This window comes from Paenibacillus sp. FSL M8-0142 (assembly GCF_038597315.1).
GTDB lineage: Bacteria > Bacillota > Bacilli > Paenibacillales > Paenibacillaceae > Paenibacillus_AQ > Paenibacillus_AQ lactis.
In genome coordinates, this window is the sequence record NZ_CP152008.1 from 4,960,715 (window position 1) to 4,984,927 (window position 24,213).

General features: G+C 53.5%; 19 protein-coding genes and 1 pseudogene. 10 read left to right on the top strand and 10 right to left on the bottom strand.

All coding sequences use genetic code 11. The features are described 5' to 3' along the window. Positions 1-65: 65 nt before the first annotated feature. Both NSQ46_RS22870 and NSQ46_RS22875 read right to left on the bottom strand, forming a co-directional pair. Positions 66-1,976 carry a HAMP domain-containing sensor histidine kinase gene (locus NSQ46_RS22870; RefSeq protein WP_213616034.1) on the bottom strand — a complete coding sequence of 637 codons (1,911 nt, stop codon included), beginning with the start codon at positions 1,974-1,976 and terminating at the stop codon, positions 66-68. Positions 1,977-2,181: 205 nt separating this feature from the next. Further along, entirely contained in the window at positions 2,182-3,633 is a 1,452-nt protein-coding gene (locus tag NSQ46_RS22875) for a SulP family inorganic anion transporter (protein ID WP_007130826.1), read from the bottom strand. 349 nt (positions 3,634-3,982) lie between these two features. On the opposite strand from NSQ46_RS22875, the gene NSQ46_RS22880 reads away from it, so the two are divergent. The 4 genes from NSQ46_RS22880 (at position 3,983) to NSQ46_RS22895 (ending at position 6,701) form a co-directional block, all read left to right on the top strand. Next, a complete protein-coding gene (locus NSQ46_RS22880) occupies positions 3,983-4,711 on the top strand; it encodes a hypothetical protein (protein ID WP_213616032.1) in 729 nt (242 codons plus the stop codon). A 324-nt stretch (positions 4,712-5,035) separates the two neighbouring features. Then, complete coding sequence (locus tag NSQ46_RS22885) at positions 5,036-5,215, top strand: hypothetical protein (protein WP_341341645.1); 180 nt, start codon at positions 5,036-5,038, stop codon at positions 5,213-5,215. A 121-nt stretch (positions 5,216-5,336) separates the two neighbouring features. After that, complete coding sequence (locus NSQ46_RS22890) at positions 5,337-5,729, top strand: hypothetical protein (protein WP_342574792.1); 393 nt, start codon at positions 5,337-5,339, stop codon at positions 5,727-5,729. Between the two features lie 192 nt (positions 5,730-5,921). Then, positions 5,922-6,701, top strand: coding sequence for a peptidylprolyl isomerase (locus tag NSQ46_RS22895; protein ID WP_007130831.1), 780 nt, complete (start codon positions 5,922-5,924; stop codon positions 6,699-6,701). 99 nt (positions 6,702-6,800) lie between these two features. On the opposite strand, the gene NSQ46_RS22900 is transcribed toward NSQ46_RS22895, so the two are convergent. Beyond that, positions 6,801-8,954 carry a class I SAM-dependent methyltransferase gene (locus NSQ46_RS22900; protein ID WP_342574794.1) on the bottom strand — a complete coding sequence of 718 codons (2,154 nt, stop codon included), beginning with the start codon at positions 8,952-8,954 and terminating at the stop codon, positions 6,801-6,803. Between the two features lie 63 nt (positions 8,955-9,017). Here NSQ46_RS22900 and NSQ46_RS22905 point away from each other — a divergent pair, with 63 nt between their 5' ends. The 6 genes from NSQ46_RS22905 to NSQ46_RS22930 all read left to right on the top strand — a co-directional run bounded on the left by NSQ46_RS22905 (position 9,018) and on the right by NSQ46_RS22930 (position 15,790). Beyond that, the gene (locus NSQ46_RS22905; RefSeq protein ID WP_342574796.1) at positions 9,018-9,845 is read left to right on the top strand and encodes a hypothetical protein; all 828 of its coding nucleotides are present in this window, start codon (positions 9,018-9,020) and stop codon (positions 9,843-9,845) included. A gap of 47 nt (positions 9,846-9,892) precedes the next feature. Then, positions 9,893-10,612 (top strand): 3-ketoacyl-ACP reductase, encoded by a 720-nt coding sequence (locus tag NSQ46_RS22910; protein WP_007130834.1) that lies wholly within the window; start codon positions 9,893-9,895, stop codon positions 10,610-10,612. 491 nt (positions 10,613-11,103) lie between these two features. Next, positions 11,104-12,027 (top strand): AEC family transporter, encoded by a 924-nt coding sequence (locus NSQ46_RS22915; RefSeq protein WP_007130835.1) that lies wholly within the window; start codon positions 11,104-11,106, stop codon positions 12,025-12,027. A gap of 29 nt (positions 12,028-12,056) precedes the next feature. Further along, positions 12,057-13,244, top strand: coding sequence for a PatB family C-S lyase (locus NSQ46_RS22920; protein ID WP_213616021.1), 1,188 nt, complete (start codon positions 12,057-12,059; stop codon positions 13,242-13,244). A gap of 156 nt (positions 13,245-13,400) precedes the next feature. Beyond that, a complete protein-coding gene (locus tag NSQ46_RS22925; RefSeq protein ID WP_213616019.1) occupies positions 13,401-14,669 on the top strand; it encodes an MFS transporter in 1,269 nt (422 codons plus the stop codon). Between the two features lie 14 nt (positions 14,670-14,683). Next, positions 14,684-15,790 (top strand): metalloregulator ArsR/SmtB family transcription factor, encoded by a 1,107-nt coding sequence (locus NSQ46_RS22930; RefSeq protein WP_341341638.1) that lies wholly within the window; start codon positions 14,684-14,686, stop codon positions 15,788-15,790. Between the two features lie 133 nt (positions 15,791-15,923). On the opposite strand, the gene NSQ46_RS22935 is transcribed toward NSQ46_RS22930, so the two are convergent. From NSQ46_RS22935 to NSQ46_RS22965, 7 genes and pseudogenes are all read right to left on the bottom strand, one after another. Next, on the bottom strand, positions 15,924-17,843 hold the full coding sequence (locus NSQ46_RS22935) for a DUF4855 domain-containing protein (RefSeq protein ID WP_028406334.1): 1,920 nt from the start codon (positions 17,841-17,843) through the stop codon (positions 15,924-15,926). Positions 17,844-18,074: 231 nt separating this feature from the next. Beyond that, positions 18,075-18,764 carry an N-acetylmannosamine-6-phosphate 2-epimerase gene (locus NSQ46_RS22940; protein WP_007130840.1) on the bottom strand — a complete coding sequence of 230 codons (690 nt, stop codon included), beginning with the start codon at positions 18,762-18,764 and terminating at the stop codon, positions 18,075-18,077. Between the two features lie 55 nt (positions 18,765-18,819). Next, positions 18,820-19,653 (bottom strand): carbohydrate ABC transporter permease, encoded by an 834-nt coding sequence (locus tag NSQ46_RS22945; RefSeq protein WP_007130841.1) that lies wholly within the window; start codon positions 19,651-19,653, stop codon positions 18,820-18,822. Next, positions 19,653-20,583, bottom strand: a pseudogene (locus NSQ46_RS22950) (sugar ABC transporter permease). Before NSQ46_RS22950 ends, NSQ46_RS22945 begins: the two are co-directional and overlap by 1 nt. A gap of 108 nt (positions 20,584-20,691) precedes the next feature. Next, entirely contained in the window at positions 20,692-22,008 is a 1,317-nt protein-coding gene (locus tag NSQ46_RS22955) for an ABC transporter substrate-binding protein (protein ID WP_342574799.1), read from the bottom strand. A gap of 252 nt (positions 22,009-22,260) precedes the next feature. Continuing rightward, entirely contained in the window at positions 22,261-23,223 is a 963-nt protein-coding gene (locus NSQ46_RS22960; protein WP_342574801.1) for an ROK family protein, read from the bottom strand. A 108-nt stretch (positions 23,224-23,331) separates the two neighbouring features. Then, positions 23,332-24,201 carry a MurR/RpiR family transcriptional regulator gene (locus NSQ46_RS22965; protein WP_213616013.1) on the bottom strand — a complete coding sequence of 290 codons (870 nt, stop codon included), beginning with the start codon at positions 24,199-24,201 and terminating at the stop codon, positions 23,332-23,334. Positions 24,202-24,213 lie beyond the last annotated feature (12 nt).

Consider the following 24,213-nt stretch of genomic DNA (forward strand, 5'->3'; position numbering starts at 1 on the left):
AAAATTTTTCTATTCTTTTGCTAAAATAACAGGAGATACCGATCCGGTATCTCCTAAAAACGCGTTTAAGTTGGGTTTCCTTGATGGTTCGATGCACAGGCAGGGAAGCGGATAATCGCTTCGGTGCCGACCCCTTTCCTGCTGTTGAAGTGTATGGTGCCGTTCATCGACTTGATGATCCGGTAGGTAACCATCAGACCGAGGCCCGTTCCCTTGGATTTATTCGAGAAATACGGCTCTCCGAGCCTGGACAGCTCAAGAGCATCCATCCCGACCCCATTGTCTTGGATATGGATAATGACCTCGTTCGATTGAGCATAAGCCCAAATGCGGACAGTGCCTTCCCCGTCGAGAGCTTCAATACCGTTCTTCACGATATTAATCATCGCCTGCTTCAGCTTGGAGGAATTACCGGTAATACATAAATCCTCCGCTTCTTCCAGCTCAATCGTGCCGCCTGCAAGGTTGGCTAGCGGAAGCAGAATGCCGGTAACATGCTTTAGCTCCTCGTACACGTTCAGAGGCACAATCTGTTCGACTTGCGGCTTGGCAAACGTCAGAAAATCCGTAATGATCCCCGACGCCCGGTCCATCTCCTTTAAGGCCAAAGCGAAATATTCCTTCTCCTCCGGCTTGGCGCTCTGCGAGAGCAGCTGCATAAAGCCGCGCGTCACCTGCAACGGATTTCGGACCTCATGCGCAACCGAAGCGGCCAATTCGCTAATAATCTCCATCTTCTCGGAGCGCTGCAGTTCATTATTGAACAGCTCCAGCTCCCGGGAGTACTCGAGCACCTGCTGATGACTCCGGACGAATTTTCGCCCCAGCATGACGATCAGCGATACGACGAGCGCAATAACGCCCCATTTCCATAAATAGAATTCATAGTTGCTGTCTTTCATATAGAAGCTTATCAGGTCACCCAGCGTCAGCAGGGCCATTATGCCGAATCCGAACGAGAAAATATAAGCGTCTTTATTACGTTTGGATGCATACAGGATCGTAATTCCGATAAGCAGCGACAGCTCCAGAATAATCAGAATACCGAGGATCTTCACTGTAAATAAATAGTAGAGCTGAGGAAACGGATGCGTGCCGACCAGCTGAACGATAAGCAAAATCAGGCACAGCCCGGAATAGCCCATCTGGAATCTTCGGCCATAGCGGATGATCCGGTAAGGACCCGGACCGTATATTTTTTCAAAATAAAAAAACATGGCAGGCATGATTGCGAACAAAGCCGTATCAAACAAGGTTACCCATACGCTTCCCAGATCGCCATAGAACGTGTAGAGGAAAGGCGAATAGGCAATCAGCAGCGCACCGAACGCAAAAATAACGACGCACAGGGCAAGCCAGCTGGGTACCGTATGCCGCGGAAGAAACAGGCAGCATACCGTCATGACCGCCGCGATGAACAATAAGGAGCCGCCAAGTATGAAATCCTCCAGATCCTTCTTGATGAATACGCCCCGCATATGTTCATACTCTCCGAGCACGATGTCCCCTTGGATTCCTAGTGCAGTATCCGTTCCCTTCGACCATATATAGACGGTTTTGCCGGCATCCTCCCCGGTAACGGGCAGCAGCAGCGTATGGTTCATATATACAAAATTCCGCTTTACTTCGTATAATGGCAGCTCTTCCAGAAAAGCCGACACATCCTGCCCCTTGACCCGCTCGATCAGTACAGCCGATTGTCCCGGCGGCAGCTTCGGCAGCGTGAACCGGTTCCATGACGAAACAGCCCCATCCGGCCGAGGGGGGGATGCCATCCCCTTCTTTGCATCGATCCATTGACTGCGGCTCCTGATGCTTGCAGGATTCACGTCCCCTTCCCGATCCTCGAACTCCCACAACACCTGCCAATCGGAGATTACGGCGGGAGCAGCTTGCGCATGAGCGGGCGCGCCCCAGAATGACATGAGCGGCAGCATCATCAGCAGCAGGAGTAAGTATTTAGGTACATCCTTCATTTTGTGCGCACCTCTAACCGTCCTTCGTTCATAATGTAGGGTTTTACTGCGTTTATGCGTCATGTCGATTCGACAAACTTCGTCTTGATTTACAACCAATATACCATGAAAAGCAACACCCGTTGTCAGAAAAATTTTAGTTGTTAAGAAAATGAAAAGGGACTGCTGGTCTGCCATCACAGTGGCAAGCAGCAATCCCTTAAGGTTAGTGTGAAGAACTGGAAGCAAGCCCCATTCTTTCAACCATCCGCTTGCTTTCCTCATTCAAGCCGACGATGGTCATATGCTTGCCTGCCTCCTTGTACTTATTAAATATTTTGGAAATTGCGTCCGTTCCGGACTGATCCCACACATGCGACTTGGAGAAATCAATCGTGACATGGTCCGGATCGTTATGAGCATCGAACAGTTTGATGAAATACATCGCGGTCCCGAAAAACAACTGTCCCCGAATTTCATATACCTTGACTCCATTGGCCTCGATATGCGGATTGGCATAAATTCTCGCCATCTTCCAACCGAAATTCAGCGCGCTGAGCACGATGCCGATCATGACGCCGATGGCCAGGTTATGGGTTGCAACAACGATGATGACCGTCGTGAGCATAACCACCGTATCTCCGAGCGGAATCCGGTGGAGCGTCCGAAGCGAGTTCCATTCAAAGGTGCCTATGGACACCATGAACATGACGCCGACCAGGGCAGCCATCGGAATCTGCTTGACGACATCACCAAGGACGATGATCAGAAACAGCAGGAACACGCCGGCAACGAGCGTAGAGAGCCGCGTGCGGCCGCCGGATTTAACGTTGATGACCGTCTGTCCGATCATCGCGCAGCCGGCCATCCCCCCGAAAAATCCGGTAATGATATTCGCGATTCCCTGTCCCCGGATCTCTCGGTTCTTGTCACTGTCGGTCTCGGTCAATTCATCCACGAGCGAAGCCGTCAGCAGCGATTCGGTCATCCCCACGACCGCAAGCGCCAAGGAGATTGGAAGTATGGTCATGATCATCTCCAGACTGATATACACATCGGGAATATGGAAGAACGGAAGCGTCTGCGTTATGTTGCCCATATCTCCGACCGTGCGCACGGGAGCCCCTGTCCATACCGCAATGATCGTCATGACAATGATCGCCACAAGCGCTGAAGGAACAGCTTTCGTGAGCAGCGGCAGAACATAGATGATCACGAGCGTCCCGGCCACCATCAGAAACATCGGCCATGACTCCCCGACAAAGTTCGGAAGCTGGGCCAAAAAGATAATGATGGCAAGCGAGTTCACAAAGCCGGTAATGACCGGCTGCGGCACGAAAGAAATAAACCGTCCGAATTTCAATGCCCCCATCAGCCATTGCAGAAGTCCCGTGAGAACCGTCGCTGCGTATAAATACTCAATGCCGTGCTTGGCTACGAGCGGTCCCATCAGGGAAGCCATCGCCCCGGTCGCCGCGGATATCATGCCCGGCCGGCCGCCGAAGAATGAAATGCTGACCGCGATGACAAAGGAAGCATATAAGCCGACCATCGGGTCGACGCCGGCCATGATCGAGAAGGCGATCGCCTCGGGGATTAGTGCAAATGCTACGGTAAGTCCCGACAAAATATCTTTGCGCGTATTGCCAAAGAAGCCTTGTTTAATCCATGCAAACAAAGAGAAAATCACATCCTGTTCGTATCTTATGGTTGGCGCCCCACTCTCAGGTTTGCCCGGGTCCGATAATCACTTTTCCGATTATATATCAAGCCGGTCCCTGTTTTCAGATATTAATAAAGCGCATTCATTTCGGTTTATCTCTCAATTCCTCTTAAATTCAAATGATCACGCATCGATATCCCATTTTCAAGAATTTCATAATGATTCTTGCGGCCGGGAATGCTACCAAAAGACTTACGACTTCCCTCACGGCCTTTGAAAAGCGATTCATTCCTGATCCAGCGGGTAAAGTCGGAATATATAAAACATCCCGAAGTGGGATGGTATGGAAAGGAGTTATCAACCGATGCGCGACGAGAACAATCGGAATACGCTGCCTGAGTTGATATACCTGGAATATGAGACCAAGCGGAAGATCGACGAGACGGATATGATTCCGGAGGATGACATTCGGGATGTAAACACCTACACAACCCAGAGCCTTAGCAGTGAGGAGGCCGACCACAGCGGATACGACCAGAATGAGTCCGCCCCCGCGGACGCGAAGCCGCCCGCAGCAGTGATAAATCCGGACCATAGCGCTCTTGATGCTTGGGAAGCGGCAGGCGCTGAGCCTGATAACCGGACGATCGCCGGGGAGCCGGCATCCGGGTCCTCGGCAGATGCCATCGATGGGCAGGAGCTCAAAGCGGAGGGCCGGCTCCCACTGGACCAGGCATCGGCAAATGCCGCCTTCGTCCATGGGGATGAGCGTGAGGCAAGAGAATGGTTGGATATGGAAGGTGAGCCGCCGACGCGGCCAGGAGATGAGGTGATCGCGGAATACGCAGGCGATGCTGAACGCCGCGTGACAGCGGATGCTGCCTTTTCCGGAAGCGGCACGGCTTTTCTGGGACAGGGACAGGATCTATTCATCACCGATTCAGCCGGTGATGATGAGGATTACACGCCGCTTCAGGACGTCCCGGATGCCGACGCCATTGCAGCGGACAGCCCGGTTGACCCCGCTGCCCCGCAGACCGATCTAATGCATGGAACGGATCTTTTGAACGGCAGCAACGGTGAAGAGGATTAATCCGGATTCCAGCTGCTCGTTTTGAGCCTATGAATGATCAAGACCCGCTTTCTCTTCGTCACAGTGAAAGCGGGTCCTGTTATATGAATCTATTTTCCGAACAATATGTCCAGCCAGCCAAGCAATGACATCCATAGCAGGATACCGATCAGGGTTCCCCATATGAGTGCTGTTAGTATATTGCCCTTTCGTTCCATACCGAGCCTCCCATATTCTGTCTTTTATAGTAATTCAGTATGGGTCAAGCCACTATTTCTTATACCGGCCAAGCTCTTTATCTTGTAATCTACGATGTACCATAACCTAGGAGTAGGAGGATTCGCCATGAAACAACCTTCCGACCGTGACACCCCTCTTGTCACCGAGCGTGACATTGACGAGAAATTTGGTCTTTTCGTAGAAGGGTCCTATCCAGACAGCGTTCCCATTCCCGACAGCGTCAAGCGAGAAAAGCCGGATGGCAGCGATACCAGCCATCGTGGAAACGAGTCTTCAAACGGCTGAAGCCTTGCATCCACTACAAAGATATAGATACAAAAGCTGTGCTGAGTCCTTCACATCTTTCACCCATAGGATGCCTTCCCACATACACTACACCATATGAATTCGGAAGGATGATGTGAAGATGAGCGGACCTCGATTGACCCGCTTGATGCAAAATATCTCCCTGCAGCAGCGGCTGGCCTCTTTAGTCGGGCATCTTGCAGAAATTAACGGCCCGAATATGGGGCTCGAACCCGGCCGGCTGCAGCGGGTGCTGAAGAGCCAGTTTATCGTGGTGAAGGGTGAGCTGTTCGTGCCCGCTAGCCTCGAGTCGATCCGGGTATTTGATGTTAAGCCGCCGAAACGGACGATTCATGTCGGCGTGCGTACCACCTTTTCCACGGGCGGCGCCTTTAGCCGGATCCGGCTTGTCCGGATCGGCACGGATTTCATTGAGCTGCTCGCCAAGGATAAGAACCACTCCCGGATCCTGCTCCCGCTGAACAAAGTGGAGGGCATCTATCAAGTGAAATAAAGACTCGAAGCTTTCTTTGGCCTTATCAACGTACATCCTGCAGCCTGTAGCCTCCGGACTTGCCGCCAAGCTCCGGGGGCTATTACTTATGTTTACGCTGCGAATGTTGTTTTCAGTACTTGTCCTACCTGTGTTAAAATGGGTTACGGTATACGATCTAACCTGAATAGCTAGTTACAGGAGGAGAATGAAATGCTGAAACAGAGAATGCGCTGGATGCCTGTTCTCGGTATCGTCTTTGCCGTGCTGCTGGTCCTCTCCGCATGCGGCAACAATGACAAAGGAACCGGCAGCGCAAACGGCAGCGGAACTGCCAGTGAATCCGCAAGCGGCTCTACAGGCTCGACAGGCGATTCCACGACCGGGTCCTCAAGCGGATCTGAGAACGGGGCCGCACCTGAGGAGAAAACCCCTGAAACAACCGAAACGGAGGCTAATGTACCCGATCCGGATGCAAGCCATCCGATCGTGACGATTGAAATGGAAGACGGAGGCGTGATCAAGGCCGAGCTGTATCCGGAGGTGGCGCCGAATACCGTCAACAATTTTATTTCCCTGATCAAGCAGGGCTTCTATGACGGAACCGGCTTTCATCGCGTTATTCCCGGCTTCATGATCCAGGGCGGCGACCCGGACGGGAACGGTACCGGCGGACCCGGCTACAGCATTCCCGGCGAATTTACCGCCAACGGGTTCCAGAACGACCTGAAGCATACGACGGGCGTCTTATCCATGGCCCGGGGGGAGGATCCGAACAGCGCGGGCTCCCAATTCTTCATTATGGTGGCGGATGCGCCTCATCTGGATCAGCTGTATGCGTCGTTCGGCAAGGTGATTGAAGGCATGGACGTGGCAATGGGGATCGTGAATGTAGAAACGAATGGCGAAACGCCTGTCAAAATGCCAATCATGAAAAAAGTGACGGTCGACACCCTCGGCAAGGATTATCCGGAGCCTGAGAAGCAATCATAATTTCCTTGCGATATCAGGACCGGATCCCCTGAGATTCTGCTTCCTGATATTTTCAACAAAAGGCGGTGCAGCCATGAATGCTGCACCGCCTTTTGTATTTTATTTCACCGGCTCGGCCGGTTTTTCGATAACGAACAGGCATGTACTGTCCGGCAGGGCCGTCACCCGGCCTGCATCATCGGTCAGTTCAATCCGGCCTGCCAGCGCTTCGGCATACCCCTCCTGCAAATAATGCCGCTGTACAAGAATACGGGCCTCGGGGCCAAGCGTCTTCCGTATGCATGCGGCATACCCGGAAGGCGTAAAGACGCCGAACTGCTCCTGGACTTCGTGTACGTACGCTTCCGCCCCCCAGGTATAGGTGTACAAAAATTCCATCGCATCATTGACCGGCATGCGCACCTCATTTGCAGACAAGGGCTCATACCGGATTGCTCTTCCTTGAAAGTCCGCGGCATAACGGGCCAGCCACGTCATCCCGTCCTCCTCGAGAAAACGAATTCGCCGCCATGCGTCCCCTTCGGTCATGATGCCGTCCCGGATAATGATACGTCCACCGGGTGAAAGCACCTCGTACGCGCTCCTGAGTGCGGCTTCGACGGTCGCGGTATTGAACCGTCTCCCGTCCGTTTCGATGTAAGAGTACAGCTCATGCAATATGGATGAGAAGATGACGGTATCGACCTTGCCCGGCTCAACATACTGTTTGAGCCGCAGCGCATCCCCCTTCATTACCTCCCATGACCTTTGCTCAAGTCGCTTCCGCTTCTCCAGCGCTTCGATCACGTTCGATGAAATATCGATGCCGATGGGGCGAACATGCGGCAGCCGCTCCTCCATGAGATCAAGCAGCACGCCGCCGCCGGGCCCGATGTCCAGCACCACCGTTCCCGTTACGTACTCAAGGATGACTTGCTTGTAGTCCCCCGTGCTGTTCATATCCTCCAGATAGCTCTCCTCGTTATGAAACCGGTCGTAAGCGTCCCGGCGGAGGCCGAACAGATCGAACAGCAGCAGTACGGCTTTCTCATATAGCGGAGACTTCTCGGCCTCGATGCAGAATTCGATCAATTTTTCCGCCGCCTTGGAAAATTCGAACGTGAAGAACACGGTGTCCGGAAGACCCGGCTTTCGCACGATGCGGTGACGGAGATGCGGGTTTGCGCTGACAGCTCCTTGAAGGCAGGCTTCCCAGTCCGCTTGGCGCAAATACTGCTCGATCATGCGCTTTTTATAGACATTCAGCTTCTTGGCCCCTTTGTAGTCGTAATACATGTCATTCATCAGCGTCTCGAAGCTTAAATGACGGATCGGCTTCGGCATCTCCGGATGTATGGCAAGCCCGCTCGTATCCTCGGTCCCCTTCCTGCCTTCCGCTGAACCTTCGCCCTCGGCCCGAAGAGACAAGAGCATCACCTTCACGAATTCCTCGAGCGAAAAATCCTGCAGCGCGGCTTCCACATACCATAGCGTCATGTTCCGCAAATCGTTTAAGGCAATCGTCAGATCGACCCGCTCCCCGATTCGCTTAAGCTCCGATTCGAAATCTTCGCCGCTTTGGATCGAGCCCGCGCGGAGACGGCGCAGCCGGTCATGCAGGCTCCATTCCTCATCAAAGGCGCCTTCGGCTATGCGGACCACCAGCTGGGCGGTCTCCTCTTTGACGGCATGCCACAATGGCTCGGACACCGCGCCGATGATGCATTGGTTTAGCGGAACCAGCAGCCGGCTTAGCTCCTCTGCCGTCAGCTGCCCGCCTTGAACCAGTTCGGACAGCGGGGCGTTCTCCTCAAGGGCGACCTCACCCCGAATATGCTGGCCGATGAGCCCGTGGGTCCGGATCAGCGTATGTACCATTTGTTCATGCGGCGTCATGCTCCCCCGGCGCTCCAGGACATGCCGTTCGTACAACTGGGCCGATCCGATATGGTGGAGGAACAGATTGACGCCGGATTGGGTCCAATGGAGCCGCTCCCGTAACGTCCCGCCCTTGGCGGTTTCGGCCCATGCCAGCACCTCCTCCAGCAGCTCCTTGATCCAGTAGGACAGCGGCAAGCTGTCGAGGATCGTTAACGTCCTTTCTACATAATCCAATACAGGATTGGCATGGGCTAATTCCCCGATGGACGAGATCCGCTCCAGGTTCACGATTCGCTCTTCAGCCGAAACCAGCATGAACAGCCAGGGAGGCGTCCTGCATACCGACTCGTCCCCGCCGCGAAAGGCCTTGATCATCTCCAGCGATTCCAGCATAAATTCATCCTCCGCTTTCCTAGGTTATGGACAGGATGGAGTTATCCCTCCCGTAGTCTGGTTATGATTATATCAGATCCTTCTTTAAGCGATCGCAGCAAGTCTCTAAAAGGGACTTGTGCGAGTGAAATGGAGCTCCGGGGGCCGTGCACGTCCCTAAAAGGGACTTGTGCCGGCGAATTGGAGCTCCGAGCGCCAAGCAAGTCCCTAAAAAGGACTTGTGCCGGTGAAATGGAGCTCCAGTGCCCGAGCAAGTCCCCAAAAGGGACTTGTGCGGGCGATATGGAGCTCCGGCAGCCGTGCACGTCCCCAAAAGGGACTTGTGCGGGCGATATGGAGCTCCGGCAGCCGTGCAAGTCTCTAAAAGGGACTTGTGCGGGTGAATTGGAGCTCCGGGGGCCGTGCACGTCCCTAAAAGGGACTTGTGCGGGCGATATGGAGCTCCGGCAGCCGTGCACGTCCCTAAAAGGGACTTGTGCCGGCGATATGGAGCTCCGGCAGCCGTGCACGTCCCTAAAAGGGACTTGTGCCGGCGATATGGAGCCCCAGTGCCCGAGCAAGTCCCCAAAAGGGACTTGTGCCGGTGAAATGGAGCTCCGGCAGCCGTGCACGTCCCTAAAAGGGACTTGTGCCGGCGATATGGAGCTCCGGCAGCCGTGCACGTCCCTAAAAGGGACTTATGCCGGCGATATGGAGCTCCGAGCGCCAAGCAAGTCCCTAAAAGGGACTTGTGCCGGCGATATGGAGCTCCAGTGCCCGAGCAAGTCCCCAAAAGGGACTTGTGCGGGCGATATGGAGCTGCCGGCAGCCGTGCACGTCCCTAAAAGGGACTTGTGCGGACAAATGGACCTGCCGGCATTTGGCGCAGGAGGGCCTGACGAGGTATACTGATCAACGAAACCATATGAAGTTATTCAAAATAAAGGAGTGAGTGTTTCATGACCCTGAAAAATAAAACAGCCTTGATTACCGGCGCAGGCAAAGGCATCGGCCGCGCGCTGGCCATCGCCCTCGCGAAGGAAGGCGTACATGTCGGACTTGTAGCCCGCACCGCCTCGGATCTGGAATCGCTGAGCGCGCTGATCGCAGAGCAGTATGGCGTAAAAGCTGTCGCTGCCGTCGCCGACATTTCGGTGCAAGAGGAAGCGGAAGCGGCGTTTGCAGCGGTAAGCATGGAGCTTGGCTCCGTCGACATTCTGATTAACAACGCGGGCATTGCCCAGTTCGGCAACCTGCTGGAGATGGAGCCGGAGGCATGGAAGCGGATCGTGGACGTCAATCTGATGGGAACCTACCATATGCTCCGCGCCGCGCTTCCAGGCATGATCGAGCGCAGTCAGGGAGACGTAATCAACATCTCTTCCACGGCCGGAGAGCGGGGCTTTGCGACCGGCTCGGCCTATAACGCCTCCAAATTCGCCGTCATGGGCCTGACGGAGGCCGTACTGCAGGAGGTACGAAAGCATAACATCCGCGTCACCGCCCTGACGCCAAGCACCGTCAACACGGAGCTTGCGGTCAATGCCGGGCTGAAGATCGGCGATGAGGACCGTATGCTGCAGCCGGAGGATGTGGCCGAGCTTGTACTGGCCGCATTGAAGCTGCCGCAGCGCGTGTTTGTCAAAACCGCCGGCATCTGGACAACGAATCCGCAGTAAAAAGCCGCTTCTCTCACGAAGCTCATCCAAACGGGTGCCCGCCTGCAGCGGGGCACCCGTTTTGTTGTGCTTTAACCGCGCGAATGCACTAACCAGCGGTACCCTTTGTTTGCGCTCAAACGCAGCTGCCCTGGCTTCGGTCAGTCGGCCTTTCCTTCATCTCGTCTTGGACGATCAGCTCGCGTCTGTGATCCACACCGAGGTTTTTTTGTCGGACCATGCCTGGGCATGGCAACGGTACCATCCGTTGCGTGTTCTACCGCGACACAACGACGATAAATGAAGCATCCAGTATTGCCCTGATCCAAGTTTCCCTCGATACCGATACATACCAGGACGGGCCTTTTCCCGAAGTACGCCCGGTTATGCAGCCCTCTTCGCGGTTCTCTCGTGTCAACCTCGCGATGCCATGATATAATGACAAGGCATTTATCATTCAATGAGGGCATTCACCTTCAGCTACATTTACGGGGAAAGAAGATGACAACAGCATGATCGCCGACATTTTATTGGAAGTGGTACTCCCGATCTTCGTGCTGATCGGCTTCGGCGTAACGATGCAGTATGCATTCAAGCTGGATTTGTACACACTCGCCAAAATCAATTTTTATTACATCACGCCCGCTGCCGTGTTCATGAGCATGTACGAGTCCGAGATGTCGCCCCAGCTCCTGGGGACGGTCGCCTTGTTCTACGCCCTCTATATCGCCGTCCTGTATGGGATCAGCATGCTGGTTGCTCGGCAGCGGAAGTTCAACCGCGGCATGAAGGCCGCGTTCACCAACAGCCTAATTCTCGACAACTCCGGCAACTATGGCCTTCCGATCAACAACTTGGCCTTCAAGGGCGATCCGATGGCAACCTCGGTCCAGGCGCTGATCATGTCCTTTCAGAGTCTGCTGACGTTCACCTACGGCGTCATTTCCATTCAGGGCGCCAAGACGAACGGCCTCTATAAGCAAGCCATTATCGGATTTCTGAAAATGCCCGTCCCTTACGCGCTTGTTCTCGGGATTGCGCTGCATGCGCTGGACCTGCCGCTGCCCGTATTTATCTCGCAGCCGCTGATCTATGCCGACCAATCGATGGTCGCCATCGCCCTGCTGACGCTCGGTGCGCAAATTATCAAATATCCGCTCCGGCTGCGCCGGCTCGACGTCTATTTGAGCGTCCTGCTTCGCCTGCTCGTTGCACCCGCCATCGGGATTGCGCTTGTCCTCCTGCTCGGACTTAAGGGAATTCCGGCCCAGGCGCTCATCATCGCCTCGGGGATGCCGGTCGGCGTCAATTCGTCCATTCTCGCGGAAGAATATCAGAACGAGCCGGACTTTGCTGCACAAACGGTGCTCATCTCGACCATACTAAATGTAATTACCATTACTGGCTTGATATCCCTGGCCAAAACGATAGCCTAATTCCATTTTTGCTTAGGAGGAAATGACATATGAATTTTGATTTGACCATTGACCGAAGCTGCACCGCTTGTCACAAGTGGGATAACGTTCCCGCTGTATTCGGCGTGCCTGACGCTCTTCCGATGTGGGTTGCGGATATGGATTTTGCAGCCCCGCCTGCCGTGCTGGAGGCTCTTCACCGCCGGGTAGAGCATGGGGTGTTCGGTTACACCTTCCCGACGGAGTCGTACCAGGAGGCTATTGCGGAATGGATGCAAAGCCGTCACGGCTGGAGCATTCAAAAGGATTGGATCCAGTTCTGCCCCGGCGTGGTGCCCGCGCTGAGCCTGATCGTGGACGCATTTACGGAGCCGGGAGATCAGGTTGTCATTCAGACGCCGGTATATCCTCCGTTTCATAGCGTGGTCAAGGACCAAGAGCGGGAGCTTGTGCTTAACCCGCTTATTCGCGGGGAGGACGGGGACTATGCAATGGATTTCGAGGATCTGGAGAAGAGCCTTGCCGGCGGCCGTGTAAAAATGCTGATTCTGTGCAGTCCGCACAACCCGGTCGGACGGGTGTGGAGACGCGAAGAGCTTGAGCGTCTGGCCGATCTGTGCCGGCAGTACGACGTGCTTGTCGTATCCGACGAAATTCACGCCGACCTCATCTTTGAGCAGGGCAGCCATACGCCGTTCGCCGCCTTGTCCGACGACGCGGCATCTCGCTCGATCATTTGTACTGCGCCGAGCAAAACCTTCAATATCGCAGGGATGAACACAGCCAACATGATCATTCCTAATGAGCAGCTTCGCCGGACCTTCCGGAAAGTGCTGAACCGGTATCACATCGGCTCCATTACGCCGCTCGGAGCAGTGGCCACGGAAGCTGCATACCGCGAAGGAGGGCCATGGCTGGACGAGCTGCTGGTTTATATTCGCGGGAACATGGAGCTCGTTGCGAATTATATCCGCGAGCATCTGCCGGAGCTGAGTGTGACCCTGCCCGAAGCTACATACCTCCTGTGGATCGACTTCCGTTCGCTCGGGATAGAGCATGACAAGCTGAACCGCTTCCTCGTCGAAGAGGCGAAGCTGGGATTAAACAGCGGGGCGACCTTCGGCAAGGATGGCGAGGGCTTCATGCGTATGAATGTAGCCTGCACCCGGGCTACGGTTGAGGAAGCCATGTCACGTTTGCATAATGCGATACGACAATGGCGGGAAATGCGGAAATAGGCGAGAGATCGTCCCTATATAAGAGGAGCCGTGCCCATGTGCACGGCTTCTCTTTTTTATATGCATCGAAGTCGAAGGTTTTATTTTTGTCTAACATTTATATTGACGATCATCTAACCATTATGTTTTATTTATATCTATAAAGGAGGTTAGATCATGGTCTTACAAGAGCAAAGAAGAGCAAAAGCACATCGGTACCGGGATTTACTAACCCAAAGAGAGTACATGAAGCTAATGGCCGCCAATGCCGTCAACCGTTACGGCGACTCCATCGACATGATCGCATTTTCCCTCATGGTCTATCAGCTTACGGGCTCCGCTTCCTGGGTTGCTGTCATCTTCGGAGTCAACGCACTGCCGTCCATTCTGTTCCAGCCCTTTGCCGGTGCGATCGTCGAGGGAATGAACAAGCGGTATGTCATGGCGGCTGCCGACATCGGGCGCGGCCTTGCAGTGGCAGCGACGGCCATCCTGTTCATGCTTGGTCTGCTGCAGCCCTGGCTTCTCCTCCTGCTCACCTTCATGAATTCGACTCTGGAATCCCTGCGCATCCCGGCAGGGCTCGCCATCATCCCCCGGCTGCTTCAGAAATCCATGTACCCGCACGGCATCGCCTTCAATACGACGCTCAAAAAAATGATGGAGCTGATCGGCCTCGGCTCCGCTGCCGCGATCATCGGAATGTTCGGCCTTGGGACCGCCATTCTGATCGACGCTGCCACCTTCATCATTTCGGCTGCTCTCATCCTGGGAATCGACAGTAAAGAAACATCGATTAGCGGCAGGCTCAAGCTGGATATGATAGGTTATATGCATACGCTCAAAGAAGGCTTCGATTACCTGAGCAAGACCCGCACCGTATTTACGATATGCCTGCTGGGAGGCGCCATCGGCATTTTCTTGATCCCGATCAATTCCATGATGGCTCCCTATACGACCGACTCCCTCGGTTTATCCGCGAACGGAATGTCCACAGCCGGCATCTCTTCGACGATCGGCCTTGGTTTGGGCGCGATTCTGTTCCCTTATCTGCGTAAAACATTGTCGTCCCGCATCCTGTTCATCTCGGGTGGAGTCGTAATCGGGGCCTGTTATCTCATTTGGGTCTGGATCGCTGCATATGCGGACCAGCGCGTGTTCGTCTATACCTTACTCATCATTACCATGCTTGTATTCGGCTTTTTCGCTTCCTTCGTCGAAACGGTGATCGGCGTATCCTTTATGGAGCATATCGAAGAGGCGTATTTATCGCGCGTCGGCGCGATTTTCAACGCGATCGCAAGCGTAACGATCCCGCTCGGATCCATGCTGATTGCGGCCGTCATGACGGAATTGAACCTGCTACAGCTCTTCGGGATTACAGGGATTTTTACAATCCTGCTGTTTGTTGGTATGCTCTTCATAAAGACATTACGACAGCTGTAAAGGAGTATTTCCCTATGAAAGTCGCGGTATATTCACAGCCGAATATTCTCTTCGAATGCTTAGAATTGCTCTGCCGATATGCGAATAACGAAGACACGAGAGCGGTCTTGTGCGGGCTTCAGGATAAATACCGCCTGGATACCCCTGAACTGCTGCAAGCCTTCGAACCTATCATTGAGCTTGGCGAATACGTGTATAACGGCGTTAACGCCGATGAGGAACGTCTGGCCTTCTTCTTCAGGAGCCAGGGTCATGAGAAGTGGTGCTGCGCCCGAATGCTCCTGCATTCCTCGCTGCATGCGTATATGCCTCATCCCGAGGCCCCCGACGCGGACTTCAAGCCGCTCGTACCCATGCCGAAGGAACAACGGCTCCAGCAATATACCCAACACCTCAAGCATTGGTTTGCGGGCGAGTTGGACGGCTCCACCGACCTCGTTGTGCAAAACGATGCCGACCTTATCAATTGGATCGATTCATTCGATGTGGACGTGCAGGAGAAATGGCTCCTGAGCCTGCTCTACCAAAATTACGACGCGTACATGCAAGAGCTGCTTCCCATCTTGAATCGGGCGGCTTCGTTATACCGCGAAAAGCTGGACATCGTTTCGCCGCTGCTTGAAGGCTTTGAGGCCCGTTACCGGGAACTGGTCGCCTCGAAGCCCATCGAGCGCTTGAACAGCAAGCTTCAAATCAAACTGCTGGATGATAAACAGGTCCATATCGTTCCGCAAGTCATCGGCTTTAATATGGTTACATACCTCAGCCATACCGGTACAGCAGAGGCCGAAACGCTGTACATCGGCGTCCTGTTTGAAACGCTGGAGGAGATCGTCCGGCAGTCGGTATCCGACGAGGAGATTTGCCGAACGCTGAAAATGCTCAGCGACCCGAGCAAATTCGCCATTCTAAAGTACATTCGGCGTCAGCCGGCTTACGGCTCGGAGCTTGCCGAGCAGTTGGGCCTGTCGACCGCAACGATCTCCCACCATATGAACGCCTTAATCCAGCAAGGCTTCGTGCAAATCGAGAAGCAAGCGAACCGCATCTACTATCGAATGAACCGCGAGGCTGTCGAGAAGTATCTCGACCTGCTGCAAACGAGCCTGCTTCAGAATTAGAAGTATTGGTCCCGCCGGTTCGTCCGCTAAATCCAACGGTGCTTTTTTAAATAAATCATTTCCATTGAACAAAAAAAGGAACCCTTGGAATTTGAAATCCCTCGGGTTCCCCTGTCAGTATCCTTATATGCGCTTACCGCAGCCGTTTAGCCACATAATCGGCGTTTGCTTTCAACAACGGATAGGCTTTGCCGGATACCAGCCCATTCTGCTTATGCTGCTCCAGCAGCTCAAGGAAACGGTCCAAATGGCCGGAGGCCTGTTCCTTGTTCCCTTGCTCCTCAAAACGAACGACCGAATCCCAATGCGCCGTCAGAGAGCGGGCCGCCCCGTGGCTTTTGAATTGTCCGCCCTTTTCCAGCTGATTCACCAGCTCTTTCATATGAACGGTGCCGGTATTATCCAACTGATATGTTCCCTTCACGAATTGATACAACCAATCGTACATAATCCGGATCTCAGGATCCTCGCTGGCCGCGGCTGTGCCCAACACCGGTCCGGAGCCTTTGTAGTAGGCTTTGAACGTATCCGTCATGTACCCGTATTTCACGCCGCCATCCAGATACTCCTTGTAACGCTGGCGGAATACCGGATCCGTGAGCATCCGCCCATCGAATTCGATCTCGACGCCCATTCCGAACCGTTCGGCCGTATAGGCCGCATCGTCCAGACGTTCGCTGCTCATCTCTTCGAAGAAGTAGTTCGGCTGGAATGCCACCGCATCAAACCCGACTTCTTTCCACATATAGCTTTTGTAAGCCAGAAAGTGAGGAATCCAGAACGACTTCAAGCCTTCGGCATGGATTTCGCCGTTAACGTATTTCAGCATATCCGGTCCCGAAGCGCTCGTGCTTACCTGTTCGGACAGCCAATACAACCCGGCAAGCTCCAGGTGGCTATATCCGCTGCTCTCCCAACGCTTAAGCACTTCATCCATCCACCACCGGACAGCCTTCTGCCTGTTGGCCATGGCCTGCTGCTCGCCCACGCTGCCGGCATTGAAATTCTCGGATTTGCCGTCCCCGTCCACATCGCCGAAGTCCGTTACGTATTCGCCCGGGTCGGGAATCATGACGACGACCTTCGTTTTGTGGTCCGGATCGCCGAGCTTGGTGCCCGCTTCCTTGGTAGCCTCATTGAGCTGGAACATATCGCCGTCCGCAGCAAATGTTTTATCAAGATACCAGTTCCAATCCTTCAGATTCGAGCCGCCTCCGAAATCTCTGCCGTCCGGCGACAGCAATCCGAGAACCAGAACGCCGTCGAAGAACCAGTCGACCGGCTCGCCATCCTGATTCACATAACTGATCTGCGGAATGATGTCCTCTTTGCTCCAGTCTCCGTCTCCATTGGCGTAATGCCCGTTATACAGCAGGGACAAATCCCGTATGCCCGCCGTGGCTTCGCCCGGCGCCAGCATCTTGAATTCCTCCGGCGGAACCCGGACCGCGCCTTTCGACTGGCCGTCGGTGCCTGTAATTTCGATCTCGTCGATGAAGGTCCATGCTCTCGTATGCATCGTGAACGTTACCTTAACATAACGTGCGTAGGCGTGACTTGCATCCTCCGCGCCAGGCACGCCGTCCGCGCCTGCATCCCAGGCATAGGTTTCGTCGACCGGAGGTCCGTCGATCCATAGCGTTTGGGTCGCTTTATGGGTCAAGGTTGCCCAATGAACATTATCATCCGATACGTACATCGAAACGGTCAGCGGGAACAGGACGGCAGACCCGGGCCAATCCTGCAGAAAATGCGCTTTAATGCCGGAGATGGATTTCGGCTCGCCGAGATCAAATACGACCTCCCGCGTCTTCTTCCGTAAATGCCCGACCCAGGCCGGATCCAGCACGTTACGCGTCCCGAAGACGCCGTCATTCAGCTTGTTCCCTGGGTCGGGATAAGCGCTCTCCGGCGCTTCCGACCACATGTAGACCGCATCCCTGGCCAAATTCCGCGCCTCCGCTTTCGCTTCATCCGCATAGGCGGCCGGGACGAGCGAAAACATCATCAGGAGTGCCAGAACCAAGGATATCCGTTTTCTAGACGATTTCATATCATCATCCTCCTTATTAGTCATCTTTCTTCCTTCTAAGCTTGCGACCAACTTCATAAGATACTGCAGCTGCTGCCTATCCACCCATTTCTTGGTGGAACCTGCTCTAGGATCGCCAGCTTGCTCAGAACTCGCTGCTCCCGTATCCGAGCCGTTTCATGATCTCACCCCTTCAACATGTATTGTTCTTCCGGAATAAATGCACATCCCCTCTTCGTTGATCACCCCCTTCTAGCTATTCAATACAACCTTGTCCTCAATCGCTTTCCGATAGCGCTCGGTAATATCCTGCGGGCGGGTGATCGCGCTGCCCACCACCACGAATTGAGCTCCTGCGTTCAATGCCTGAATCATCTGCTCCGAGCTCGTGAACCTTCCTTCGGCAACGACCGGCAGCCTGGTTTCCTGTGCGAGACACCGAACAAGCTCGATGTCCGGTTTATTCGTTCCGGGGCTGTACGGGGTATAACCCGACAGCGTCGTCGAAATATATTGAACACCAAGCTCTGCCGCATGCAGCCCCTCCTCCAAGGTAGATACATCCGCCATGACGCACACCCCAAGGCGAGTCAGTTCCTCTACGACCTGCCGAATCGTTGTCCCGTCCGGCCGCAGCCTGCGCGTCCCGTCAATGGCCACAATGTCCGCACCCGCGGCATGGACGGCGCATGCATCCTCCAATGTCGGCGTAATATATACGGGGCAGTCTCCCACCCGCCGTTTCAACAAACCGATCACCGGCACATTCACGACAGCCTTGATCGCCGCGATGTCGGCCGTTCCGTTCGCCCGAATGCCGATGGCCCCTCCCAGCACGGCCGCTTTGGCCATCTCCGCCATATGATGGGGACCGAAGAGCGGCTCACCTTCATAAGCCTGACAAGATACGACTAATCCTCTTTCTGTAATCATCCGCCTCATAAGTTAGCTCCTAAATCTGTTTTAGTATGACAGCCCTCCGCAGCCTATTTTTCGGTTATTTCATGCCTGTAATCGTAATCCCCTCGATGAATTTCTTCTGCACGAAGAAGTAGAGGATGATGATCGGGACCGTGAACAGCGTTGCTGCCGCCATCAGAGGCCCCCATGCCACTGAATTTTCCCGGATGAACTGCTTCAGTCCGATGGAGAGCGTCCATGTCTCCTGGTCGTTCAAATAAATCAGCGCGCCTTGAAAATCGCCCCATGCTCCCAAAAACGTAAACAAACCAATCGTGAGCAGCGCCGGCTTCGCCAGCGGCAGAATAATTTGGGAATAGATGCGAAATTCCGATGCGCCATCGATCTTGGCCGATTCCGTCAGCTCGATCGGAATCCCGTTAAAAAACTGCCGAATCAAAAACACGTTAAATGCCATCCCCGTTCCAAACCATGCGCTAAGGACGAGCGGCCAGTTGGAATTCAGCAGGTTCGCCTTGTTAAACACGACATACAGCGGAATCATCGTCACCTGCATCGGAAGCATCAGCGTACTGAGCATAATGATGAACAGTACGTTCCGTCCCTTGAAATCGATTCTCGAGAAGCCGTAAGCGACGAGCGGCGAAAGGATGACCACGCCCGCAACGCTCAACAGGGCAATAACGATAGTGTTCCAGGTGTATTTAATGAACGGGATCATCTGAACCGCATTGCGGTAGTTATCCCAGATCCATTCCGAAGGGAACCATTGCACAGGGATGACAAAGATCTCATCCTCCGTCTTGAACGTTGTCAGCAGCAGCCAGGCGAATGGCGCCAGGAACATCAAGCCGACCAAAATCAGGATCAGATGGGTGAGAAGCCTTCTGCCCAGGATCGACGCATTCATTATTTTTCACCTCCATAGAAGACCCATTTGCTCGATGATTTGAAGATCAGCAGGGTCAGCAGCAGCACGATGATGAACAGAATCCACGCCATTGCGGAGGCATAGCCCATTTTCAGGTACATGAACGCATTCTGGAACAGATAAATCGCATAGAACAGAATCGAATTCCCCGGGCCGCCGATGGCTTGGCTGCTGGAATCCGCGAACACATATCCTTGTGAAAAATATTGAAATGAGCCGATAAGTCCCATAATGAGCTGGAAAAAGGTCATCGGAGATATTGCCGGCAGCGTAATGTGCCAAAACTTGTGCCACTTGTTCGCTCCGTCGATCGAAGCGGCTTCATAGTACATTTTCGGCACCTCTTGAAGGGCGGCCAGATACATGATCGTAATCGTCCCCGTTCCCCAGAAGCCCATTAATATCAGGGAAGGCTTCGTCCAATTCTCGTCCATGAGCCAGTTCGGTTCAGGCAGCCCAATGGCGCCGAGCATTTGATTCACCAGACCGTACTGCGCGTTCAGCAGCCATATCCACAGAAGAGAACCTGCGACGGCCGGAACCAGTGTCGGGAGAAAATAAACGGTGCGGTATAAAGACAGCCCTTTTACGCTTTGGTTCAGCAGCAGTGCGATTACAAGCGCGTACACCAGCTGCGGAAAAAAAACCGAACAATGCCATGAATACCGTATTGTACAGCGAAGAGAACATTTTATCGTCCCGGAACATCTCGTTGTAATTGTCCAGACCGATCCATTGCGGCGGGTTAAACATGTTATATTCCGTAAAGCTGTAATATAGCGACATGATGATGGGATAGAGCTGGAATACCAGGAAGCCGAAAATCCATGGACTCAGAAACATGAGGCCGATGAACAGCCGCTTTCTCTCCCTGCTCTTGATACCGCTATGGAGCTTTAAACGATCCATGCGGGGGTTCACCTCCTAATAACCCTTGCAAAGCATGCCGGGAATGCCGGGAGCTAAGGTTCCATCTACCATCCTTCTCCCCCGGTATCCTGCAGGCAAATTGCCATGTTATTTTTTGTATTTGTCCGCAATCGGCTGCATCTTGTTCACAACATTATCCATGGCTTCCTGGGCGGTAAGTTGGCCCTTCAGCGCCTTCTCCGTCTCTTCATTCAAGGTTTGCAGGTATTCATTAATGTAAATGCTGTTCGGGAAGCCTTTCAAATTCGGACTTTTAGCGCTTTCATAATATTCCCACAGCACCTTCGTCTCTTCATTCTGCGTCAGCTTCGGATTATCCAGCGCCTTGGTCAAAACCGGGATCGAGCCGAAATCGATGCTGTATTGAATCTGCACGTCCTCGCTGAGCAAATACTGCAGCACCTTCCACGCTTCCTCCTGATGCTTCGCTTTGGAAGGAATGAACATCGCAATCGGGCTTACCATTCCGGAGCCTTTAAGCTCAGGGTTGGCCGCCGGATAAGGGAACGGTGCGACACCGACATCCTTGCCTTCACCCCGGTCGTCCACATACCAGTTCTCCCAGCCGATGATCATGGCCAGCTTGCCGGTCAGAATCGGATCCTGCGGGGTTTGGAGTCCGCCCATGCCCGATTTGAATTTATCGATGCTTTCCTGCCCAAATTCCTTGTAGTAACTCATCTGGTAGTCGATCGCATTAACGTTTGCTTCCTGGTTAGCGGTCAGCTTCCCGCTTTCGTCCACCCAGGAGCCATTAAATATGATGGGCCAGAACACGTTATCGATCCAAGGATAATCCGGAATAAAGCCCATTTGCGTAATATTGCCTTTGTCGTCCTTCTTGGTCAGCCGCTTCGAGTATTCGAACAATTCCTCCAGCGTTTCAGGCGGCGAGGTAAGGCCTGCCTCCTCAAACACTTCTTTGTTATAGAACAATTTATTCGCCATACTCATGGAGATCGGAAGCCCATAAATTTCATCGTCAACCTTCATGCGCTCCAGCGCAGCCGGGATAATCTGGCCGGTGTCGTAACCGTCCCGTTTAATGAATTCCTCCAATGATTTAACGGCTCCGGCTTCCGACCACGGGCCGATGTTGTTCCACTGCGTAATGATGATGTCGGGGGCATTGCCGCCTGAAATCGCGGTCAACTGCTTCTGGTGATCCTGATTGCTGAGTGTCTTTACAACGATGTCGTCCTGGCTTTCATTGAATTTGGCTATAGCCGCTTCAATCGGCTTCGCACCGTCTCCGGTTGCCGAGCTCCACAGCTGGATTTCAACCTTTCCGCCCTTGCCCGGACCACCTTCCTTCGAACCGGAACAAGCGCATAGCACAACCGAAAAGGCCAGTACCAGCAGCAGCGTGGCGTGAAACAACCTCTTTCTATAGTTCTTCTTCAAATGACTCACCCTCCAACATGTTCTGGATTCCAGAAAAATAATTTTTGGAGGAAATATCCTCCTAAAAGAAAAATAATGGATATATTTTCTTTAGTCAATCCTTATTTTCTGAGCATTGTATGCGCTTTAACTCATTGACCCAGCAAGATTTCGGAGAAAATCCTTGTGTATCCAATGGTTTTTCGTATCTTTTGATGTAATAGAAATAAAATGTATTCCTTAAATTATTTTAATAATGGAGGAATTATTCTCCTAAATTACGTAAATTAATTCCCCTTCATCGTTATGATTCCATACCAGAGCCGCTGCCCCTATCACGCCTGCATCAACTCCCAGACCCGCAGGAATAATCCGGCAGCACTTGCGCATATACGAAGAAGTCCGAACGTCCACTTCCTGTTCCAGCTCCGCGAAAAAGCGCGGTCCCGCTTCCGCAACCCACCCGCCAATAAGAATTGCCTCAGGATTAAAGGTATGGATATATCCCGCAATCGCTGCGCCAAGGGCGCGGATCACCTTCGTCATGACGAGCGCAGCTCCCTCATCGTTGTGCAGCCAGGCATGAATAATTTCCCTCGACTGAGGCTTCCACGAATATAAAGCGCTTCCATTTTCCTGCATCTCCCGACCTATCCTCGCAATTCCGCTGCCGGAGGCATACAGCTCAATGCATCCGTTATTGCCGCAGCTGCAGCGTGGACCGTTCACATCGACGCAGACATGCCCCAGCTCTCCTGCGCCTCCGAAGACGCCTCGAAGAAGACGGCCGGATTCCATAACCGCTCCCCCGATTCCCGTCCCCAGCGCCAAACAAACAAAATTGCTGTAGCCGATGCCGGCACCATACCTCTTCTCGGCAAAAGCGATCACATTCACGTCATTATCAACATACACCTTATGGCCGAACCGGTTCGACACGAGCTGCTTAATCGGAACACCGGTCCATCCGGGCAAGGTATCGCCGGCATACAAAACAACGCCTTCCTGGTAATCGATCTGACCTGCACTGCCAATGCCGATGCCGCAGACTTCCCCATGCTGCTGCGCAGCATTCATCATACGGTCGATGCCGGACAGCAGTTTATCCATCAGCTGCCCGGCTCCCTTATCCGCTTCGGTAGGCACAAGATACCGGCTGACGATTTCCCCCTGCCGGTTGACTACCGCAAATTGCACCTTAGTTCCTCCGATATCAACGCCAATTGCATACTCCATGATGCAAAGACCTCCCTTTTCATAATCCAAAAATCGATTCGCCTCGCTGCCTGCTGTCTAGGAATAAGGGAACGACCGTTAGTACAGTAACGTTAGTACAGATAGATGTTAGTACAGCTTATCGGCTACCGATCTCGCCGTTTTCTCGAGTGATTCGATTGCGTCCTCCTTCTTCATTGACAGCAGTGTCGTAAGGAGGTTGAGCATATACGTCTGCATGAATTTGGTTGCCAGCGCCCCGCCTTCAGTCGGCATCTCCCGCGAAGAGACAAGCAGCACCGTGTCCGCATAGGTTGCGATCGGCGATCTCAGGTGTCCTGTCAGGCAAATGACGTCCGCCCCGTTCTTCTTCGCTTCCTTCACCGGATCCACGAGATCGCGTGTGCTGCCGGAGGTGGAGATGGCAAATACCAGATCCCCCTTCTTCAACAGAGCTGCCGACATCGCGATGATATGAGCATCCCGGTGCGCTTCGACGTTCAGGCCAAGACGCATCAGCTGGTAATGCAGGTCCAGCGCCGTAATGCCCGAAGATCCGACCCCATAAACATACACTTTACTCGCGGCTAGCAGCTTATCGACCGCCATTTTCAGATGATCGGCATTTACGAGATCCAGCGTGTTTTTCAGTAAAATTTCATGCTGCATCGTAAGCTTGCGGGCTACCGTCATGAGGTCATCCTGCTCATCGATGGCCGTATCGACCACAGACTGGGGACGATCCACCAAATCCTGAGCTACGGACAGCTTGAACTCATGAAACCCGCGAAACCCCAGCTTTCTGCAGAAACGGATGACGGAGGTTTCGCCGACACCCGCCTTTTCCGATAGGTCCGTAACGGTGGCCAGCACCGTCTCCTCCGGATAACTCTTGACGTAATCGGCCACCTTCTTCTCCGTCTTGGTCAGTGACGAATAGATGCTGGATATCATCAGCAGCGTATTGGATTGATTCAGTTTGGGTCCTACTCTCGCCATCGCAACTCCCTC

Coding starts and splice junctions, on each gene's coding strand:
- NSQ46_RS22870 (WP_213616034.1), bottom strand. CDS start 1,976: ATGAAGGATGTACCTAAATACTTACTCCTGCTGCTGATGATGCTGCCG.
- NSQ46_RS22880 (WP_213616032.1), top strand. CDS start 3,983: ATGCGCGACGAGAACAATCGGAATACGCTGCCTGAGTTGATATACCTG.
- NSQ46_RS22885 (WP_341341645.1), top strand. CDS start 5,036: ATGAAACAACCTTCCGACCGTGACACCCCTCTTGTCACCGAGCGTGAC.
- NSQ46_RS22890 (WP_342574792.1), top strand. CDS start 5,337: ATGAGCGGACCTCGATTGACCCGCTTGATGCAAAATATCTCCCTGCAG.
- NSQ46_RS22895 (WP_007130831.1), top strand. CDS start 5,922: ATGCTGAAACAGAGAATGCGCTGGATGCCTGTTCTCGGTATCGTCTTT.
- NSQ46_RS22900 (WP_342574794.1), bottom strand. CDS start 8,954: ATGCTGGAATCGCTGGAGATGATCAAGGCCTTTCGCGGCGGGGACGAG.
- NSQ46_RS22905 (WP_342574796.1), top strand. CDS start 9,018: ATGATTATATCAGATCCTTCTTTAAGCGATCGCAGCAAGTCTCTAAAA.
- NSQ46_RS22910 (WP_007130834.1), top strand. CDS start 9,893: ATGACCCTGAAAAATAAAACAGCCTTGATTACCGGCGCAGGCAAAGGC.
- NSQ46_RS22915 (WP_007130835.1), top strand. CDS start 11,104: ATGATCGCCGACATTTTATTGGAAGTGGTACTCCCGATCTTCGTGCTG.
- NSQ46_RS22920 (WP_213616021.1), top strand. CDS start 12,057: ATGAATTTTGATTTGACCATTGACCGAAGCTGCACCGCTTGTCACAAG.
- NSQ46_RS22925 (WP_213616019.1), top strand. CDS start 13,401: ATGGTCTTACAAGAGCAAAGAAGAGCAAAAGCACATCGGTACCGGGAT.
- NSQ46_RS22930 (WP_341341638.1), top strand. CDS start 14,684: ATGAAAGTCGCGGTATATTCACAGCCGAATATTCTCTTCGAATGCTTA.
- NSQ46_RS22935 (WP_028406334.1), bottom strand. CDS start 17,843: ATGAAATCGTCTAGAAAACGGATATCCTTGGTTCTGGCACTCCTGATG.
- NSQ46_RS22940 (WP_007130840.1), bottom strand. CDS start 18,764: ATGAGGCGGATGATTACAGAAAGAGGATTAGTCGTATCTTGTCAGGCT.
- NSQ46_RS22945 (WP_007130841.1), bottom strand. CDS start 19,653: ATGAATGCGTCGATCCTGGGCAGAAGGCTTCTCACCCATCTGATCCTG.
- NSQ46_RS22960 (WP_342574801.1), bottom strand. CDS start 23,223: ATGGAGTATGCAATTGGCGTTGATATCGGAGGAACTAAGGTGCAATTT.
- NSQ46_RS22965 (WP_213616013.1), bottom strand. CDS start 24,201: ATGGCGAGAGTAGGACCCAAACTGAATCAATCCAATACGCTGCTGATG.